Annotated in this window: 12 protein-coding genes; 7 read left to right on the top strand and 5 right to left on the bottom strand. The window is 57.4% G+C overall.

Features of this window, described 5'->3' with window-relative positions; genetic code table 11:
• Positions 1 to 81 precede the first annotated feature (81 nt).
• The 3 genes from aspS to QML71_RS09785 form a co-directional block, all read right to left on the bottom strand.
• Entirely contained in the window at positions 82 to 1,857 is a 1,776-nt protein-coding gene (aspS, locus tag QML71_RS09795; RefSeq protein ID WP_282011739.1) for an aspartate--tRNA ligase, read from the bottom strand.
• 143 nt (positions 1,858 to 2,000) lie between these two features.
• The gene (locus QML71_RS09790; protein ID WP_282011738.1) at positions 2,001 to 3,446 is read right to left on the bottom strand and encodes a 4Fe-4S dicluster domain-containing protein; all 1,446 of its coding nucleotides are present in this window, start codon (positions 3,444 to 3,446) and stop codon (positions 2,001 to 2,003) included.
• A gap of 23 nt (positions 3,447 to 3,469) precedes the next feature.
• On the bottom strand, positions 3,470 to 3,973 hold the full coding sequence (locus tag QML71_RS09785; protein ID WP_282011737.1) for a hypothetical protein: 504 nt from the start codon (positions 3,971 to 3,973) through the stop codon (positions 3,470 to 3,472).
• A 378-nt stretch (positions 3,974 to 4,351) separates the two neighbouring features.
• Here QML71_RS09785 and QML71_RS09780 point away from each other — a divergent pair, with 378 nt between their 5' ends.
• Positions 4,352 to 6,178 (top strand): B12-binding domain-containing radical SAM protein, encoded by a 1,827-nt coding sequence (locus QML71_RS09780; RefSeq protein ID WP_282011736.1) that lies wholly within the window; start codon positions 4,352 to 4,354, stop codon positions 6,176 to 6,178.
• A gap of 696 nt (positions 6,179 to 6,874) precedes the next feature.
• Here QML71_RS09780 and QML71_RS09775 read toward each other — a convergent pair.
• Positions 6,875 to 8,737: a hypothetical protein gene (locus QML71_RS09775; RefSeq protein ID WP_282011735.1), complete on the bottom strand. Its 1,863-nt coding sequence runs from the start codon at positions 8,735 to 8,737 to the stop codon at positions 6,875 to 6,877.
• Between the two features lie 250 nt (positions 8,738 to 8,987).
• Between QML71_RS09775 and QML71_RS09770 the strand changes: the two genes are divergently transcribed.
• The 6 genes from QML71_RS09770 to QML71_RS09745 all read left to right on the top strand — a co-directional run bounded on the left by QML71_RS09770 (position 8,988) and on the right by QML71_RS09745 (position 18,732).
• A complete protein-coding gene (locus QML71_RS09770; RefSeq protein WP_282011734.1) occupies positions 8,988 to 11,627 on the top strand; it encodes a tetratricopeptide repeat protein in 2,640 nt (879 codons plus the stop codon).
• 413 nt (positions 11,628 to 12,040) lie between these two features.
• Positions 12,041 to 13,255 carry a hypothetical protein gene (locus tag QML71_RS09765; protein WP_282011733.1) on the top strand — a complete coding sequence of 405 codons (1,215 nt, stop codon included), beginning with the start codon at positions 12,041 to 12,043 and terminating at the stop codon, positions 13,253 to 13,255.
• 122 nt (positions 13,256 to 13,377) lie between these two features.
• On the top strand, positions 13,378 to 14,655 hold the full coding sequence (locus QML71_RS09760; RefSeq protein WP_282010529.1) for a 4Fe-4S dicluster domain-containing protein: 1,278 nt from the start codon (positions 13,378 to 13,380) through the stop codon (positions 14,653 to 14,655).
• Between the two features lie 83 nt (positions 14,656 to 14,738).
• Positions 14,739 to 15,572, top strand: coding sequence for a TorD/DmsD family molecular chaperone (locus tag QML71_RS09755; RefSeq protein WP_282011732.1), 834 nt, complete (start codon positions 14,739 to 14,741; stop codon positions 15,570 to 15,572).
• A gap of 64 nt (positions 15,573 to 15,636) precedes the next feature.
• Positions 15,637 to 16,590 carry an ethylbenzene dehydrogenase-related protein gene (locus tag QML71_RS09750; RefSeq protein WP_282011731.1) on the top strand — a complete coding sequence of 318 codons (954 nt, stop codon included), beginning with the start codon at positions 15,637 to 15,639 and terminating at the stop codon, positions 16,588 to 16,590.
• A 441-nt stretch (positions 16,591 to 17,031) separates the two neighbouring features.
• Positions 17,032 to 18,732, top strand: a complete 1,701-nt coding sequence (locus QML71_RS09745; protein ID WP_282011730.1) for a hypothetical protein — start codon at positions 17,032 to 17,034, stop codon at positions 18,730 to 18,732.
• Here QML71_RS09745 and ygfZ read toward each other — a convergent pair.
• Entirely contained in the window at positions 18,708 to 20,432 is a 1,725-nt protein-coding gene (gene ygfZ, locus QML71_RS09740; RefSeq protein WP_282011729.1) for a CAF17-like 4Fe-4S cluster assembly/insertion protein YgfZ, read from the bottom strand. The two genes, QML71_RS09745 and ygfZ, sit on opposite strands and share 25 nt — an antisense overlap.
• Positions 20,433 to 20,544: the final 112 nt, after the last annotated feature.

Here is a 20,544-nt window from a genome sequence, read left to right as displayed (position 1 = left end):
GCGCCCACGGACCATCGCTTGCAAGGAGGGCAGTAGGCCCATTTCCTGCCCACGAGGTGGGGCCCTCCGCGCGTGGCGCGGTCAGGACAGGTCGAATTTGAGTTTGAGTTCTTTGAGTTGTTTGGGCTCGATGGCGGAGGGAGCCTGCGTCATCAGGCACGTCGCCTTCTGCGTTTTGGGGAAGGCGATGACGTCGCGAATGCTCGCCGCCCCGCAGAGGATTGTGGCGATGCGGTCGAGCCCAAAGGCGATGCCGCCGTGCGGCGGTGCGCCGTACTGCAAGGCTTCCAGCAGGAAACCGAACTTGGCCTGCGCCTCTTCCTTATTGATGCCCAGGAGGCCGAACATTTTTTCCTGCACGTCCTGATTGTGGATACGGATGCTGCCGCCGCCGATCTCGCTGCCGTTCAGCACCAGATCGTAAGCGCGCGCCCGCATGGATGCGGGGTCCGATTCCATTTTGCCCAGGTCTTCTTCCATGGGTGAGGTGAACGGATGGTGCATGGCGACGTAACGTTTTTCCGCCGGGTCCCAATCGAGCAGCGGAAACTCCGTCACCCACGCGAAGCGGATGAGGTTGTCGTCGATCAGCTTGAGGTGCCTGGCGATGGCGAGCCGGAGGTGCGCCAGCGAGTCGGCGACGATGCGTGGCGTGTCGGCGGCGAAGACGATGGTGTCGCCCACCTCCGCGCCGAGTTTGGCCATCATCGCATCCAGCATTTCCTTCTTGAAGAACTTGGCGATGGGCGACTGCAAGCCGTCGGCGTTGACCTTGATCCACGCCATACCCTTGGCACCGTAAGTTTTCGCGACTTCGGTCAGATCGTCCAGCACCTTGCGCGACAGCGCCTCCGAACTTTTCTTGGCGTTCAGCGCGCGCACCTGCCCGCCGTTCTTGAGCGCCTCGGCGAACACTTTGAAATCGGTGCCTTCGACTTCTTTTGAGAGATCGACGATCTCCAGATCGAACCTGAGGTCCGGCTTGTCCGAGCCATAGCGGTCGATGGCGTCCTGGTATTTGAGGATGGGGAACGGCGTCGGGATGTCGATGCCTTTGGTTTCCTTATAGACCGTCTTCATCATCGACTCGATCAGCTGGAACAGTTGCGGCTCGTCGATGAATGACAACTCCATGTCGATCTGGGTGAACTCCGGCTGGCGGTCCTGGCGCAAATCCTCGTCGCGGAAACATTTGGTGATCTGGAAATAGCGGTCGAAGCCGGAGACCATCAGAATCTGTTTGAACAACTGCGGCGACTGCGGCAGCGCGTAGAACTTTTCCGGGTTGAGGCGGCTCGGCACCAGGTAGTCGCGCGCGCCTTCCGGCGTGCTCTTGGTGAGCATGGGCGTCTCGATTTCGGTGAAGCCTTCCTCGTGCAGCGCGTTGCGCACGACGCGGGTGATGTTGTAACGCAGTTTGAGGTTGCGTTGCAGGTCCGGGTGGCGCAGGTCCAGATAGCGGTGCTTGAGGCGCAGCGCTTCGGAAACCTCGACCTCGTCCCAGCCCGGAAACGGCGGCGTTTCGGATTTGTTCAGGATGGCGAGGTCGGCGACATAGACTTCGATGGCGCCGGTGGCGAGCTTGGAATTGACCATGCCTTCCGGGCGTTTGCGCACGGTGCCGGTGACGGCGATGACGTAGTTGCCGCGCAGCGACTGCGCTTCCTGGTGCGCGAGCTGGTCGATCTGCGGATTCAGCACCACCTGCGTCAGCCCGTGTTTGTCCCACAGGTCGATAAAAATCAGGCCGCCGTGGTCGCGCCGGGTGTGGACCCAGCCGCACAGGGTGACGGTGTGGTCGAGGTCGGCTTCCCGTAAGGCATTGCAATGGTGAGTTCTTTGGAATTTCTGGGTCATGAGGGCGGTTGCGGAATCGGTTTAAATAGCTGAAAAATTGAAGCCAACACGTTACTCAAATTGCCCCGCAGTTGCAAGGGGATAATTGCGGCGCAGACGGTGGTTTGGCGCCGTTTATGGAAATGGCGGTTGCGGTTGAGGGATCATTCCTCGCTGGAACGGGTGTCGGACGGAAGGGCATCGTCGGCGGTGGCGTCCCCGGTCAATTCTTCCGTGGCGGTGGCGGTCTGTTGCCGGGCCTGTTCGGCTTTCAACTGTTGCCGTCGCGCTTCCATTTCCGCCTGTTGCTTTTCACGTTCCCGTTTGCGCTGCTGGTGTTCGATGACCATCTGCGGCTTGACCTTGATGGCGACGGGGATGTTGACCGTGCCGCAGGAGCGCACGCACACGCCGCAGCCGGTGCAGACGTCCTTGTGGATGGTCGGGCGCATCTCCCGGTCCTGGGTGATGGCGCCGGGAATGGGGCAATCGATCAAACACTGCTGGCAAAACGTATCGCCGTAGGCCTGGCATTTTTTCTTGTCCAGAATGGCGTAGCCCATTTCGACGTCGCGGGGACCGCCCGGCACCGGCAAGAGCGCGCCTTCCTCGCAGGCGGCGATGCACGGCAACCCGTCGCACATGACGCAGGGCACCTTGGCCGGGTCGATGTACGGCGTGTCCATGATGAGGAAACCCATCTTCTTCGGCACTTTCTGGATGGCGTCTTTCGGGCAGGCGTTGACGCAGTCGCTGCACCGCGTGCAGGCATTCAGAAACTCGCGTTCGGACAACGCACCCGGAGGCCGGAGCAGGGGCGGGCGTTTGGTGATTTTGTCGAAGGCCGTGTTGACGCGGTCGATCTTGCCCTGGATGCTGTCCACCGTCGGCTTGGCGAAAAAGTGGACGCTCTGGCGCAACATGAACCGCCGGTCCATCTCCTTGTCGTCCGGATCGCGTTCCTCTTCCTCCGCCTCATGCGCCGTGTCGGGCGCGGCATCGGTTTCTTCCAGACCCGCGTCGCCTTCCGCGGTCACCACACCGTCTTCGATGTCTCCGGGGGTGAGCGGTTTCGCCGGTTTTTGGGATTTGGGTTTCGACTTGGGCGTTGCCTCTTCCAGCGCCGGATAAAAATATTCTTTGACGCGGCGGAAGAATCCTTTTTTCGGTTTCGGTTCTTCTTCGACCGCCGCATCGGGCGGGATCTCTACGGTGGCGTCTGCGGTGGTTGCTTCCGTGCCCGCATCGACCGTGGTTTCGGAGATTCCGGTTTCGACGGTCTCCGCCGTTTCCTCTCCGGCCTTTGCCTTTTTCTTCTTCTTGCGTTTTTTCTTTTTGGCGGGGAGGTGGCCGGCCTCGATGCGTTCCGACTCGTCCGAGTATTCCTTCAGCTTGTTGAGGTGCGAGAACAGGCCGCGGCGCGAAAACCCGGACTCCTCGATGGGCCGCTTGATCGCTTCCTTGAAGCGATGCACCGCATCGAATTCCGTATCCGTGGAAGACAGATCGCCGCGCTGATCCGGCGAGATGTGGTCCTCGTTGGTACGGATCTTCGGGGGCAGTTTCTTGCCCTTGAACATTTCCTTGTTGAGGCGGTAACGGAGCGACATGGCAGACCTATGCGGGGCGAAGCTTAATCGGCGGGATCACACCCCATGTCCTGGGCGATATTTTTGTAATCGTGCCAGTTCTGGGCATCGGCGTTCTCCAGCATGTATTCGTCGGTCGCCAGCACCAGCGGATGGCCCTTGTTGACGAACGACTGCACCGTCGGAAAGCGCAACAGGAAGATGGTGACGGCGATGCGCGCCAGGTCCCGGATATCGGGATCGGCCATCACTTCCTGAATGACTTCCTCCGCGTTGTCGGCGGTCACTTTCTGGAACAGCTCGGAGGTCTTGTCTTCCAGTTCCGGATGCGTGTCGCAGATGTTGGCCGCTTCCAGTTGCAGATCGAGGATGCGTTCGTAATCGGTTTCGTCGAACTCGCCGTCCATCTTGCCCTGTTCCCAGGCGGAGCCTTCGCGGTTGCGGTCTCCGTGCTCGTCTTTACGTTCGGCGGTTTCGCAAAATGCCAGATTTGCTTCGTCGAGCATGATTTTGGCTTTGATCTCTGGACTGGTCTCTTTTCCTGACATGATTCTGTATTCGACTCCTCTTCTAAGACGGTGTTGGCGGCTTCGAACCGGGCCGGTGCGTGCCGCCTCCGGTCGCGCCAACGGGACCCAAATCAACCCGTTAACTCAGGGATATTCCGATGAAACCATCCTACCACAACTGCCTGGACTTCCGGTATCAAAACCCGAGACGGGCTGTGGGGTGGCAGAGAGCGGCGCCAGGATGCGGCGTTCCCCATATTTTCCCTGAAATTTCGATCGACAGTCAGAATTTCACTTCCAAATATGATAGCATAAGGCCGATACAAAATAGGAAGTGGAATCACTTGATAAACCAATCCTTTCCGGTCAACGCCCGGAGGCGTGAGCGGCACGGATCTTCATACTTTCCGACAGGCCATGAATAAAAAAGTGATGCTCATTTTTCCGCCGGAGTGGGTGCCCACCGCCCCCTATCTGGCCTTGCCCAGCCTCGCTGCGGTGCTCCGTGAGAACGGCATTCCGACCGTGCTCAAGGACATCAATGTCGAGGCCTTCGATCACTACTTCACGCAGGGTTATCTGGAGTTTGTCCGGGAACGGATACAGCTTCGTCTGACCCGCTTGTTGGAAAAGGAACAACGCGAAGGGCTGACCGACGAGGAGAGCCAGCTCCGGGACGTGTTCATCCAGTACACCTATGTGGACATTCCGCACCATGCAGAAAAGGTGGACCGGGCCAAGGAAATCGTCCGGGGGCCGGAGTTCTACGAAGTGGAAAAGCTGGAATGGGCGCTCAACTCTTTCCGTGAGGTGATGGAGTTCATCTCCATCTCGTACTACCCGGCGTCGATCAATTTTTATCCGGTGGAGAGCAACCTGAACGTGTACCGGCCCTGGGTGTCGGAAGACCTGTTCCGTGCGCCGCACGACCGCGACGTGAATATCTACATCGACCTGTGCGAACGCCTGTTGTACCCGGCGATCGAGGAAGAGCAGCCGGACATCATCGGCATCTCCATCGGCACGCCGGTGCAGTTGATGTCGGGCATGACGTTCTGCCAGCTCATCCGTAAAAAATACCCGGATATCCACATCACCGTCGGCGGCAACATCACCACCCGCCTGAAGAACGAAATCGCCAAAAATCCCAAATTTTTCGACCGCGCTTTCCATTCGCTCGTCGCCTACGAAGGCGAGCATGCGCTGGTGGAGCTGGTGCGGGCGCTGGAGGACGGGCGGCCCTTGTCCGAAGTGTCGAACCTGATCTGGAAAGACGAAACGGGGCAGGTGCAGGTCAACGAGAAACTGTACACCGAACGCGTCAACGAGTTGCCGATCCCGGATTTCGACGGCATGCCGTTCGACAAGTATTTTGTGCCGGACAAGATCCTGCCGTACCTCGGCACGCGCGGCTGTTACTGGGGCAAGTGTACCTTCTGCGACCACGGCGCCGGGTACATCGACCAGTACCGCGCCAAGCACGCCGATCGCATCATCGAAGAACTCCAGCAGATGAAGGACAAGTACCAGGCCAAGCACATCCTGTTCACCGACGAGTCGTTCCCGCCGGCCTTGTTCCGCAAGCTGCCGCCGATGATGATCGAGGCGGAACTCGACCTGTTCTGGACCACGTTGATCCGCTTCGAGGAATCGCTGCTCGATCCCGAATGCTGGGAGATGGCGGCGAAATCCGGCTGCCGCAGTCTTTATTTCGGGCTGGAGTCGGCGAACGAACGCATCATCAAGCTGGTCAAGAAGGATACCAAGATCGACGTCGCCATCAAGAACCTCAACGAGGCCAAGCGCGTCGGCATCTGGAGTCACGTCATGGGTTTCTTCGGGTTCCCCAGCGAAACGCAGGAGGAAGCCGAGGACACGCGCCGCTTCCTGTTGGAGAACCAGGACATCATCCACTCGGTTGAGATGTATTTCTTCGTCCTCTACAAACACGCACCGGTATGGGACATGATGGAGGAGACGAAGATCGACGTGCAACGGAACCCGGAGCACGACCTGGCGCTCGATTACTACTACACACCGGAAAACGGCCTGTCCATCCCGGAAGCGATGCAGCGTTACGAGCAGTTTTACCGCGACGACTACGATCCGTGGGCGCTGCGCGTCAATGCCCGCGAGCATGTGTATCTGTACATCACCCACTACGGCACCAACGACCTGCCGCAACTCTACGTGCGCAACCATCCCGAATCGCAAAGCCAGATGGCTCCCGAAGTCATCATGTAGCTCCCTTACAGGGAGTGGCGACGGGGTGGATTTAGTAGGTGCAAGACCTCAGCCGGCTATCTGCGTTCAAACTGTTCCTGCAAATACGAAAAAGCAAAACATAGATTCTTCTTCGCCTCCCTTATAGGGAGAGGAAGAGGGGTATTGTCCGGTGAGCGAACGATGATCCGAGTGCCCATTCGCGATACAACCCGTTTCCCCGGAAGTTGTCCGGCTCCTCAGAATGACAGCGGGCGTGGCCCGCGGCAAACGAGCCTAAAACCATCGTTCACCGGACAGGCTCGGTCTCCGTTGGCTCCCGGCTCAGCCGGGTCATTCTGAGCGAAGCGAAGAATCTATGTTTTGCTTTTGGGAAACACGCCCACCTACCCGCGCTCGCCTACCCACTGGGCACGACCCTGTCGCCTCCCGGCGCAGCCGGGTCATTCTGAGCGAAGCGAAGAATCTATGTTTTATTTTTCTCCGACTCTCCTTATACAAAGGGCGCTGGAGTGACGGATCGAAGACGAGAGCCTGCTTGAATACTCCCTCCCCTTTACAAAGGGCACTCACGGAGTGACGGGTTGGGGTGAGGAAGGAAGTGAAACTCCATTACCTCCCCTCAGTCCCCTCCTTGGAAAGGAGGGGGAAGTATAAGGTGGATCTTGAAGAAGAAAAGGTGTTTGGAAAAGAGGGATCGGAGCGCGCTCCCGGTTGTTATTTCTTCTCGACGAAGAAGACGGTGGCGTCGGGGTTGGCCTGGTTTTCCGGGCACATTTTGAGGTGTTGCTGGAAGAAGGGCATCTCGACGATGCGGTCGGCATTGAGCACGTGCAGGCCATAGGCTTCGAGCAATCCCTTGAGCGGCCACGGGCCGACCAGAAACGCCAGGCCACCGGGCGCGAGCGCCTGCACCACCGACATCAGGATTTTTTCGCAGGTGTCGCGGTCGGTGTGGTAAAAAAACGGAATCCATTTGTAGATCAGGTCGTAGGTCTCCTGATACACCGCCTCGACGTTATCTTCTTCCTTTAAGAAACGGGTCTGCCGCACGTTCTCCAACTGGTTGCGCGCCGCCGCGTAATTCCACAATTCCTGCGCGTTCTTCTGCGCGAACTCGGCATCGCTGTACAGCACCACGTATTCCCGCGCCTGCGCGCAATCGATGCACCCGGCGATGACGGTGTCGAAGGTGTGCACCAGCACGCGCTTCACTTTCTCCAGCCGTTCCGCCATGTCGGCGTGCTGTTCCATGTAGTGCAGGATCTGATCGACCGCCATCGGTTGCAGGGTCGGTTCGTGAATCTCGGCGTCGCCGTCGGGATAGATGGGCACGGTGAACAGCACTTTCAGCGGATCGACGGCAGGCAGGCTGTCGCTGAAAAAATGCCGCCAGCCGAACGGGTGCGACGGTGGCGTGAATGGCTGGCTGGCCTGCTTGGTGATGTTCCATGCGGGATCGAGCGGCAGGTCGCGCCGTTCCGGGCCGTCGTGCAGCACGAGGGCGTCGCCGATCACTTCCAGCGTGCGCTGGCAGGGGCCGCGTCCGCCGCGCGCGGCGTTGATGTAGGGCAGGGCGACGGGATCGTCCTGCACCGAAACTTTGTAGAGCAATCCGTTCTGCACCGACAGGCTGATCTTGTGTTCGTCGCTGAAGTAACGCCAGGGCGGGTTGGCGCGTGGCGTCCATTCGAGTTCGTGCGAGCGGTCGGGGTCCATGAACACGTTCAGCGTGTCCTCGCTCTTCGGTCCCTTCGGCTCGAAAAACGCGTTGAAGATGTTGAACGCTTCTTTCGACGGATACGTCGGCAGGCCGCGGTAGCGCAAAGGCGGCAGGTCCGCCTGCCGCGACTGGTCTTCGTACAGGCCCCAGATGAACTCGAACGCGGCGCCGCCGGTGCCGGGCAGGGTGGACTGGAATAATTCGACTACCGGGATCAAATCCAGCCTGTCCCAGTTGACGGTGAACATGTAGCTGATGAACAGCGTCTTCTCCCAGTCGCCGTCGATCAGCACGTAAAGGCCGTCCTTGAACAACTGCACGTCGTACTCGCCCTTGCCGGCAGGGACGAAGTTCTCGTCGTGGTAAAAATACTTCACCTCGGAATAAGGCACCCGCCAGGCCTGCGCCGCGCCTTTTCTCAGGTCGTCGAGGGTCATGCGTTCCCAGCCGGGCATGCTGCTGATGTTGATGCGGTTGGAAAACTTTTTGGCGCGCGGCCGGATGCCCGCCCACTGGCGGCAGTCGAGCTGCATGCGCACATTTTTGAATTGGGGTTCGCCGGTTTCCGGATGCGGTTGCCATTCCGCTTCGTGCAGGGTGTGGCCTTCCGGATCGGTCATCAGAAAACGCCGCCCCTGCCCGGTGTAAAACACGCGGTGGCCGGTGGGGTATTGCTTGATGCGCGTGGTCGCCGCCGAGGGCGCATCGCCGGTGAACCAGTAGTCCGATCCCGCTTCGGTGGCGTGGTTCAGGCTGGACAGGGATTGCTTGAGGCTTTCGATTTCCTGGAGGCTGGCGGGAAAGGCCACGTTGCCGGGCTTCTCCAGGACGTCCAGAAAGGTTTTGGGGTCGGTCACAGGCTTGCCTTTGTACAGGTTTGAATTTCCGGGCGATTATAGGGAGGGGCGGCGAGACTGTCAATTGTCCTGCGGTGTTTCCCGGTGCCCCGCGGCGGCCGGGTGCGGCGGCGAGGACCTTGTGTTGACACCCCTTGCCCGGCTCTCTATAATCCTCTTTTGATTCCAAATAAATCAAATTTTTACATCCGGCCTGCTGGTAGAAACCGGATGCCGGGTGTTTTTCATAATATTCTCAGTGAGAGGTTGCATGGAAACCAAGGAAACCCAGACGAACGATCCCCGCGGCGAAGGCCGTAAATATGAAAAGATGGGGTTGTCCTGCCTGCAGAACAACAAACTCAGCGAAGCCGAATCCCATTTTCTGACCGCCCTCGATCACATGAAGCAGGCGGGCGACGACATCGGCCAGGCTTATGTGCTCGGCAACCTGGGCAATCTCAATTTCCAGACCCAGCAGCTGGACAAGGCGGAGGAGTATTACTCGGAATCGCTCTCACTGATGGAAAAGCTCAGCGACCGCAAGGGCATCGAAAACACTCTGGGCAACCTGGGCCACGTCAACTTCTATAAAGGCGAACTCGACAAGGCGCAGGAGCAGTACGCCCGCGTTCTGAAGCTGGTGGAGGAAGACAAGAACGTGCCGGCGCAGGTGCATTACAACGAGAACCTGGGCAACATCGCCGTGCAGAAAAAGAATTTTGCGGAAGCGGAAACCTGTTTCGAAAAAGCGCGCGCCACGTTGCTCTCGCAAAAAGAGGACGCGGAAAAACTAAGCGCCATTGAGGACAAGCTGAAAGGCCTCAGGCACCATCCCGAATACCTGGCCTCCAAAGAGGAAGCGGCGCGACCGGAGATTGAACGCCTGACCCGGGACAACCGCACGCAGGAACTCATCCAGAAATACCAGGAACTGGAGGAGATGTTTTACCAGGCGCAGCGGTTCGACAAAGTGACCGAGATCACCAAGAAAATCGTGGCGGTGCTGGAAGGCCTCAACGACAAGCAGTCGATCGCCATCAGCTACGCTAACCTGGGCGGCACGCTGTTGCAGGAAGGCGTGTCCGGCAAACCGGAATACCTCGACCAGGCCGAAGAGCATTTTCTGAAAGCGCTGGAGTACATGGAAGAGAAGCAGGATCAGAAACGCAAATCCTACCTGCTGGGCAGCCTCGGCGTCATCCATCTCCATAAAAAGAATCTCGATCAGGCCGGCACTTATTACGAGCAGTCGCTCAAGCTTATGATCGACCTCAAGGATCAGCTGGGCGAGGCCCGTGGGTATGCCAACCTCGGCAAGGTGGAAAGCCTGAAGCAGAACTGGGATAAGGCCCTCATGCAATACGAGAAGTCGTTGGAGATCATGGAGAAACTCGAGAACCGGCCCGGCGTGGCGCAGCAGTACGAAGCGCTGGGTGAGATCTACATCAAGAAAGAAGAGTTTGACAAGGCCGAGGATTGCCTGCAACGGGCGCAGGCCATGTACGAGGCGCTCAAGGATCAGCAGGGGTTGGCCATTGTGCAGGACCGGTTGATGTTCATCATCAGCCATCCTAAAACGTTGGAAAAACGCGAAGCCGAAATCCTGAAGGACATCGAAGACGCCAAAAGCAAGAAGGACGACACCCGCCAGATCGCCGGACTCAAGGAGTTGAGCAATATCTACTTTCTCGCCAGCAACCTCGACCAGGTGCAAAAAACGCTGGAAGACACGCTGGCGATTCAGGAACGCATCAAGGATGAAGGCGGACGCAGCACCACGCTGGCGAATCTAGCCAGCATCTGCGAACAGAAACAGGAGCTGGAAAAGGCCGATACGTTGTACGAACAGGCCATCGCCATCCGCGAGGCGCAGTCCAAGGAGCATCCGGGCCTGCCCGACCTCTACAACAACCGCGTCAACGTGCTGCTCATGCTCAACCGCCTGGAGAAAGCCGAGAAGGTGGTCAACCAGTCGCTCAAGATCAACCGCAAGCGCAACCACACCAAGGGACTGGTCAGCGATTACCGCAACCTCGGCAACCTGAGTTTGCAGAAAACCGACTGGGTGGGCGCCGAGAAGTATTACCTGCAGGCGCTGGAACTCAACAAGCAGGCGGACAACAAACCCGAGATGGCCGAGGACTACCGCAACCAGTGCAATCTGTATCTACAGAAGGAAGACTGGAAGCAGGCGGAAAAATACTGCAAGAGCTCGCTGGAAATTGCGGAAGCCATCAAGGACATCCGCAATGCCTGCTACGATCACCGCACGCTGGCCACCATCTACAATGGCCTCAATGAACGCGCCAAGGAAGAGCCGCATTCGAAGGCCGCGCTCGAGTGCTCGCGCAAGCTGAACGACCCGAAAGAGCTGTGTATCGACCTCCGCAACATCGGCAATATTTACATGGAAAAGGGCTACACCGAAAAGGCCGAAGCCAGCCTGCTGGAGGCGTTGGACCTGTCCGTTCAATACCTGGGGAAAAGCGATCAGGCGGAAAGTTACCGCAGCCTCGGCAACTATTTTTTCCGCCGCAGCAATCACCCCGAAGCGGAGAAGCATTACATGCAGGCGCTGGAATACACGCGGGAAGCCGGGGACAAGGCGGGGATGGCGAAGGACCTGACCTTCATGGGCAATCTCAAATTCCGCGGACGTCTGTTTGAAGAGGGCGATGCGTATTTCCAGCAGGCGACCGACTTGTTCCGTGAACTGCGGCACATGCCAAACCTGGTGCAGTTGTACATGACCGTGGCGCGGCTCAACCTGACCGAGTCCCGGAAAGACGAGTGCGAGGCTTACCTGGTGAAGGCGGAAGAAGTGGCCAAGGAACTGGGCGAACCGCAAAAGCTGATCGACTCCATCGCGCACATGCGCAAGATGGCCGAACGCATCGACAAAAAATAAACACGGCGCAGGAAGCAGGAGGCGGCGGTGCCGTCTCTCCATAAAAAAATGTGGGAAGGCGGGCATGACGCAGGGCAAGGAACCGGCCCTGCACATTTTGGGAGCCGCGGTTTGCGACTCCCCAGCGAGAGCATCGTCGGGGCAAGGGGCCGCAATCCGGAACGGCCTCGGATGAGTGACTGTACTAGATTGAATTAGAAGGGGTTGTTTGAGTTTCCGCTAGCGGAAAAAATAGCTTGGAGCGAGATCGAAGTCCGCCCCCGGCCTTTTGGCAGGGGGGCTTTTTTCAAGCATTCCGGAGCGGACCATAATGCCTTGACAATTCGAGCGGCATATATAAAAATCGCAGGTACTAAACAGGTTTTGGGTTTTTAAATAGAAGGGTTTAACACTTCCGCGGGTAATGAACGGCCATGAAAGTTACGTATAGTCCGCAATTGATGGAGGAATCCGTTTTCCGCCATTTGAATCATTTGGAACGGTCCGGATTCCGGGCCGAGTACGATGAATTTCATTCTTTAGCTGACCCGATCTACGAACTTCCGGAAGACGACCGGGAGGAAGCGTTTGAAAAGGTCAATGAACTGTTTTTCCGGGAAAAACTGCTGCTGGGCGATCACGTGTTGAAGGCCCTGGAAATCTGCGGTTTGATTCCCAAACGCAAACGCCATGACGCCCGCCAACCGGCGACGGTCGCCGAGCTTCGCGGGGGCGGTCCGCCTGCCGACGCGTCGGAAGAAGAGGAAGAGTCGGCGGAAGGTGAGGATGCCGATGCCGCCGCGGGCGACGAAGCGGAAGCCGTGGGCATGAACGCGGAGCCGGCTTCTCTGGAAGACGAGTCCACGGAGTCCGGCCTCGACGAGGTCGAGCGCACCGTCGAGTATGAAGACTCCGCCCGCCAGTTCGAAGAAAAAATCAAGGAAATCATGGTCAAGCGGGCCATCAACAAGGTGGACGAGGGGTCCAACGTGTTGAACCGCGTCTCCGGCCTGCCGGTCATCGAGATGCGGGTCCTGGCCAGCCGCTTTGCCAACCCCGAGGAGCATGAAGAGCTCGAGGCGTTTCTCATCCACGAGTTCATGCATGCCCGGGACATGATGGATCCCGAGTTCGATTACGAGGATGCGTTCATCCCCGGCAATCCTTCCGTCAAGAACCTGATCACGGCGCGGTTCCGCCTGTTGTGGAACGTTTACGTGGACGCCCGGCTGGCCAAGAAGAAAATCCGCTCGGTCATGTCGAAAGAAGCGCGTTACCGCGAGTTCGACAACTACTACCGCAAAATCCCCCAGGAACAACGCCGGGGCATTTTCGAGGGCCTGTGGAACACGGAAACGGTCACCCACGAGGAACTGCTTTCCATGGCCACCGACCTCGAAACGCTGATCAGCAAATACATCGACTACACGGATGATTTTACCGCCGAGGATCAGGAATACATCCACTTGCAGGGCTCGCCCTGTCCGTTGTGCAAATTCCCGACCTACAACTGGGTGGACGATCCGGCCAGTGTGTGCGATGAAATGGTGATCGAAGCCATCCAGATCGATTTTCCCGACTGGGAAAGCAAAGACGGGGCCTGCGACCGCTGTATCGAGGTTTATGAGCTGCGGGCAGGAACCGGTTGATACTTGATAAAGGATTTCACTTTAACCGTTGCGGTCTGTTAAAATCTAAGGACCGCATGGAGCATTGACAACCCAGGGAGCCCGGCTGTTTCCCGGCCGGTGGTGATAAGGGAGGTTACAAGATGCCTGAAGTCTATAACTGGCAGTTGGGTCGCATGATGACCTACATTTACGAAGAGAAGCATCCGAAAGAACAGTTCACGTTCGTGTTCAACACGAACCGCTGCATTGCATGTCAGACATGCACGATGGCGCACAAGTCGACCTGGACGTTTTCGAAGGGCCAGGAGTACATGTGGTGGAACAACGTGGAGACGAAGCCTTACGGCGGGTATCCGCAGTTCTGGGATTGGAAGATCCTGAAGATGCTGGAGCAGTCGAATCCGGGTCAGAACGTATGGAACGTTCGCAAGACGTCGAACAAGGCGATTCACGGTGTGTACGAAGGTGTGACCATCTTCGAGGCGCCGGCCAAGATCGGCTTGAATCAGCAGGCGATCGGTTACGTTCCGACGGACGAAGAGTGGCGCTTCCCGAACTTCGGTGAAGACACCGCTCACGGCCGTGAGTTCACGCAGTCGCGCGAAGGAACGTTTGGCGGCGACAACGGCGTGAAGTCGGTTCTGCCTGAACATAAAATCTGGTTTTTTTACCTGCAGCGGATCTGCAACCACTGCACGTATCCGGGTTGTCTGGCGGCGTGCCCGCGCAAGGCGATCTACAAGCGTCAGGAAGACGGGATCGTACTGATCGATCAGTCCCGCTGCCGCGGATACAAAAAGTGCGTGGAGCAGTGCCCGTACAAGAAACCGATGTTCCGGGGTACGACGCGTATTTCGGAAAAATGCATCGCGTGTTACCCGCGCATCGAAGGACTGGATCCTTTGACCGAGGGTGACCAGATGGAGACCCGTTGTATGGCGGCTTGCGTCGGCAAGATTCGTCTTCAGGGCCTCGTGAAAATCGGTTCTAACGGGGAATGGGCTCACGATCCGGACAATCCTCAGTACTACCTGATCAAGGACCGGAAAGTGGCTCTGCCGTTGTACCCGCAGTTTGGTACGGAGCCGAACGGGTATTATGTTCCGTCCCGCCATGTGCCGCGATCGTATTCGCAGCAGATGTTCGGACCGGGCGTGGATCACTCGATCGATCAGTACATGGTTCCGGACCGGGATCTTTTGGGTGTCTTGCAGTTGTTCCGGACGACGCAGCGCATCATCTTCAAGTGGAAGCGCGAGCCGGGTCCGAAGATCTTCGAGACCAATATTCACGGCAAGAAGTTCGAGATGTACAACGACACCATCATCGGGTTTAACCGGAAGGGTAAGGAGATCATCCGTGTCACGGTTGAAGAGCCTTTCTACGTCCGTCCCGAAGAACATCCTGGTGCGTTCTAAGTCGGGTCTCATCTGCCGTGCCGGAGCCGGGGCGCACTCCCCGGTTCCGGCACGGAATTCTAAATAAAAGGGAGAAGAACTCCATGGCCGAGACGAAAGAAGTCAGCAAGAAACAGCAGGACGACATCCTGGTTAAGTTCGGGGAAACCGGGAGCCTGGAAGAAATCAAGGAGCAACGGGTGTCTTTGCATCTGGCACGTGGCCGGGTTTACGACATTCTGTCGAATGCGTTCAGCTACCCGTGGAACCGCAAGTTTTTTCGCCCGAAATCCCTTCTGGAGCCGTTGGACGTCCTGTTGCTGAATGAAGAAGACTGGGGCACGGCCAAAGACAGCGTCAATCGTTTCGGCAAATACCTGCCGCGCATGGCGCTCAAACAGGTACAGCAGGAGTATATCCGCGTGTTCGGCCACGCGGTTTCTCAGGAGTGCCCGCCTTACGAAATGCAGTATGGCACCGAGGGCGGCATCCAGTCCCAGACCGACGTTCTGATCCAGTTGGGCGGATTTTATGAAACGTTCGGGTTTGAATTCCCCAAAAGTCGTGGCAAGGAGCGCGTGGACCACATCGCCGTGGAACTGGCGTTCATGGGCTACCTGTGTTTCCGGGAAGCCTACGGCATCACCAACGACCACGACGAAAAGAAGATCGCCATCATCCGGCAAAGCGTGAAAAAATTCCTGCGTAACCATCTCGGCCGGTGGACGCCGTTGTTTTCGATTTTCACGTCGCGCAAGGCGGAGCGTGGGTTGTACAAGGATCTGGTGGACATTCTGTCGCTGTTCATTCACAACGAATGCTATCTGCTCGACGTGAAGCCCATCAAGGTGGAAGAACCCGAGTACCGGTCGTTGTCGTACAGCATGGAAAACGACCTGATTGCCAATGCTCCGGCGGAGTGTGAGCCGATCAAGTAAGTCCCGTTTTTTCGAATCGGCCGGATTGCCGCCCATTTCAAATCCCCTCCGTCCGGAGAGGTCCATGGCAAGTTCGAAAGCCCCGTTGTGGGCGTTTTGTTGCTTTTGGCTTTTGGTGATGGCCGCCACCCCTGGCGGTGCGGTCACCATTGAAGCCCTGCGCGTGCAGACGCCCATTCCGCTCAACCCGATGGACCCCTTCTGGTCCCGCAGTGAAAACCAGCCTCAGCAAAACCTGATCGACCTGCTGCCGCAGATGATCACCAATCCCATGTGGCCGGACCCGGCGACGAAATGGGTCATGGTGCAGGCAGCGGTGAACGATCGATCCATCGCCATCCGTCTGGAATGGGTCGATGCCACCCGCAACGACATCCTCGTTCAGTCGCAGCAGTACCGCGACCAGGCGGCCATCATGTTTCCCGTCGATCAACAAGGTCCCCTGCCGCCGTTCACCATGGGCGGGGAAGGGGAGCCGGTCAATATCTGGCAATGGAAAGCGACGTGGGATAAGGAAGGGGCCGGCTATGCCGGCAATGAAATGATGCAGGACATCGAGGATCAGTATCAGTACATGGCGATGGGCTCCGGCAGCTATTATATTTATGAACCGGATGGCGGGCTCAAGCTTTCCGACGAACAGCGCAAGCATGTCTCCGAACGGCAGACCTTCATCGATCCGGGCATGGGAAAAAACGAAGGCGTGTACAACCCCGGCCGGGCCACAGGCAATATCCTGTCCGACAACACCCTGCGGCATTCCCCGGTGGAAGACCTCAATGCCGAAGGCTTCAGCACCCTCACCACGCAGGCCGAACAGAATGTGGATGGCTACGGCAACTGGAGCAACAGCCGCTGGAGCGTGGTGTTCAAGCGCACGCTGAAAACCGGAGATAAGAATGACACCCAGTTCGAGGGTCAGAAAACGGCGGTCGCCTTCGCCATCTGGAACGGCCGCAACAAGGAACGCAACGGTCAGAAAGGCGTCACACCCTTCCATGAATTGAGTTACCGCTGAAAACTCCCCTGCCCGAACGGGTTGAGCCCGCCTTTTCGGGCCACATAGAAACCTTGACCCATCCCCCCCGATCAAGTGTAAAATTGATAAAGGGTTTGTCATGTCGTTAAAAAAGCCCTGGGATTTTTAATCCGGGAAATAGAAAAACCCGGCTTGCACTTTTTGCATCCTAACTTTAACTGAATCAATTTTTTTGGATGGCCTGGGAGAAACCAGACTGCCAGCCCGTCCTCATTCAACCTTTCTATAATGCTTATTTTGAATATCAAACTTCCTGTTCCACTTTGGACCGGAAGAGAACTCCATGTTTCCCGCAACCTCTTTGTTCCGACGAGGCGCACCCTGCCTTGCGGGAGGGTGAATGCCCCGGTTGCTTTTTCAGTGGGTTCTCCGGCCCCGAACTTGGGAAGAGAGGGTTCCGAATAGGCAGGTCACAGCCTGATGTTTGTATTCGATCCCATCACACAAGGCTTGGAGCTTCTTGCCAAACGCGATCTGCAGCGGGCCGAAGCCTTGTTTCTTCGCGTCATCAACGATCCTTATGTTCAGGATGAAGAGTTGCAGCAGGCCCGCACCTACCTGAGCGACATCCGTTCCTGCCAGGCGGGTTCCAAAAAACTCGACTTTGACCGGTATAAAAAGCTCTCCAAAAAAACACTGCTGTCCCTCGACAAGATTTACGAATTGCTGGCAGGAGTTTATTTTTCCGAAGCCCGTACTTATGAAGAGATCGATGCGGAAATCGCGAAGCGCACGCCGCAGGTGATCAACCGCCTCAAGCAGGTCAAGGTCAGCGACATCATCGCGCGCGACAAGCTGTTTCAACAGATCGAGAAGCAGGGCACACAGGCGGTGCGGCGGCAGTTGTCGGATGTGAAGGAAAACGGCAGAAAGCCGGAGCAGGTCGATCCCTTCCGCTGGAAAACCATCTTCCGCAAGTTCATCGAAGTCGTCAATCCCATCCTGCTGGAACGCCACCTGGAGTTGTTGGAATACATCCTCGACACGGGAGAAATCGAACTCCTGGACGATCCCAAGTTGACCGTCCTGACGCCCAAGTACCGGTGGATCATCGAGTCCACGATCAAGACGAAATGGTATCTGCTGCGCAGTTATTTTTTCAAGGCGCGCTCAGAGATCGAGCACCAGTTCCACAAAAAGGAAGGCACGCGCAAATACTGGGAGGAGGTCAAGTACAAGAAGATCGGGATATTCGAGGCGTGTGGGTTTCACGAACGCCACATCCAGAAATTTTTGTACATCGACAAACTGAATTACAAGACCCTGGAGGAAATTCACCAGTTTGCGCAGTCGCTGGACCTCACCCTCGTGCCGCGGGATGTCAGCCTGGCCCTGCGCGGTGTGGACAAGGCCAAAGATCATATCAAGGAACGCGGCGGGTATTTGATGGGGGCGCGGCGGGAATTCCAGGATCAACTGATCGATCTGGGATTTTCCAAAAAGAACGCCTACCAGATCGCCCGCCAGGCGAAAAAAGCCAACAACCATCAGATCGTCGAATCGTACAAGCTGGCGTTGCAGGTGGCGCGGGACGAAATCTACTGGTACCGGGTGCCACCGCATTCGGAACCGTTTCAGATCGATATCCAGGGCCAGTGCGTGAAGCACCTCAGCACCGTGCGCATCCATCTGTTCGACCGCGGGCGTCTCAACAAGCTGCTGTTGAAAACCGGGAAATCCCTGATCCGCCGCTATCTCGTGCAGGTTTACGGTGACGAGGTGGTGGATCTGCACTGCTATTTCCGTCTGGAAACCATCCACCAGTACTACAAACTGAAATTTTTCCAGTACCACCAGGACGGCTATCCCAGTGTCTCCGAACTCATCAAGATCAGCCGCAAGGAATTCAAACCGATTCTTGTGGATGGATTCAACGCGTTCATCAAAAAACGACGGCTGGCCATCCCCGACTCACTGATCCGGGAAATGGAGCAGCACCGCTCGACGACGGAATGGGAAGATCCGCAAACCACGGTGGAGGAAAAAATTCTACTGCGCTTCTGGTTTCTGATGGACCACGGCGTGACCATCACCCAGGGGCTGCTCAACAAGGGGGTGATGGAGCCCGGAGCGGACCTGTTGGCGTACCTGAACCTTCAGGATTCGGAGTGCAAAATCTGATTCAGCCGGTTCTGCATGTCGCGCAGCGGCATCAGGTCGCCTTTCTTTGAAGCGGCGGCGATGCCCTTTTTAAACACTTCGGCGGCTTCTTCCTTGCGTGACAGTCTGTCCAGCGTCTTGCCCAGCAACAGGTAGGCGGCGGAATAGTCCTTGTAATGCTCCACGACGGTTTGCAGAGGCGTGACCGCTTCCTCGTACCGGCCGGTGTCGAAGTAGATCGAGCCCAGTCCGAAGTTGGCGACCTGATCGATGGGATCGATGCCCAGCACCTTGATGAACATTTCCAGCTGCCGTTCCTGTTCGGCGCGGTCCTGCCCCGCTTTCTTTTCACGGGCTTTTTTGGCCTGACTTTCCTCGACCATCTTTTCGAACTGGAGTGCCGTCGCCTCCGCCTTTTCGTTTTCCGCGTCTTCGATGCGTCCCTGTTCCATGTAATAGATCGACAGGTTGGTGTGCGCCATGATTTCCGTCGGATCGATCTCCGCCAGCCGCTTCATGAGCGAGATGGCCTCGTCGAGTTTTTTCTGCTTGGAGAGCATGACCCCCAACGCCTCGTAACCCGGTGCGTATTTGGGATCGAGTGCGATGGCCTCGCGCAGCAGCGCGATGGGCTTGTCCAGATCGTCTTCCTGTTTGTAATGTTCGAGCGCCTGCTTGTGCAGCGCTTCCGCCCGCTCGGTGCGCGACGCCGTCTGGTAAAACGGCAGCAGTGCGGTTTTGATCGTATAAGGTTCGTCGTGCAGCATCACTTCATAGGTCTGGCCCGGAGAGCGGTAATCCTTCTGCATGTAACCCAGCGCGATGTTCTGTTGGAGATAGGGAGAGTACACGGCGCTTTTGAGGGTGCCGACCTTTTTGTTTTTCAATTTGATTTCCGTGTCGCGCGGCGGCAGGGTGTCGCCTTCGATGATGAGACCGATGAGGGCGAAGGCCGGCGAGCCGTAAGTCTTGATGCGGGCGATGACCTCCTGTCCCGTGTAACAGCCCTTGTGGTAACTGACGGCGCTGTGCTCGAGCCCGGTTTCGGGCAGGATCTGGCGGTCGTCCATGTCCTTGCCGTAAGTCGGGATGCCCGCCTCGATGCGCAGCACCTCGCGGGTTTCCGGACCGATGGCAATGAGGCCGTGTTCGCTGCCCGCTTCCATGAGTTTGCCGATCAGCGTGTCTTCCATGGCCGCCGGGTAGGCCAACACGAAGCCATCTTCGCCGGTCAGGTTCTTGCTCAAGATGCCGATGTCCTGCCCGTCGAGCGTGACGGTTTTGACGTCGTTGTGCTTCATCAGGTTGTTCACCTGACCGGTGAGGGCGTCGAGGATCACCGGGCTTTTCGGACCCTGCAAGGCCAGCAGCCGGTTCCAGGCGAGGTCTTTGTCGAACTCGACCTTTTCGCGGATGTGGTAGGTTTCGAGTGTGTCGATGAGGCGATCACGTTGCGCCGTTTCCACCAGCAGCAGCGCCGAGGTTTCCGAGTCGCGGTGCACCGAAAAGTTGGCCAGCAGTTTGGCGCGGCGGTCGGTGACGGCGTTGTCGATGCCATCGCCGACTTCCAGCTTCAGCATGTCGTTGGTGGTCTGGGTTTGCAGGTAATCCAACGTGTCGGAACCGGCCGCGGACACCAGGCACCAGTCGTCCATCAAAAAATAAGCGCAGGACTCGCGCAGTTGCTTGTGTTCTTCAGCGATGGAAATGGTGGCTTTCATGACGACAGACCCGCGAATAAAAATGAAAGGAAGTGGAACGCCAGGAGGTGGCGGCGATGCCGATGGAGCCGCCGCCGGGCCGGACGGTTTAAATGAAAAAAAGCGCATCGGC

The organism is Nitrospina watsonii (genome assembly GCF_946900835.1).
GTDB lineage: Bacteria > Nitrospinota > Nitrospinia > Nitrospinales > Nitrospinaceae > Nitrospina > Nitrospina watsonii.
This window is presented reverse-complemented; position numbering and strand designations above follow the sequence as displayed.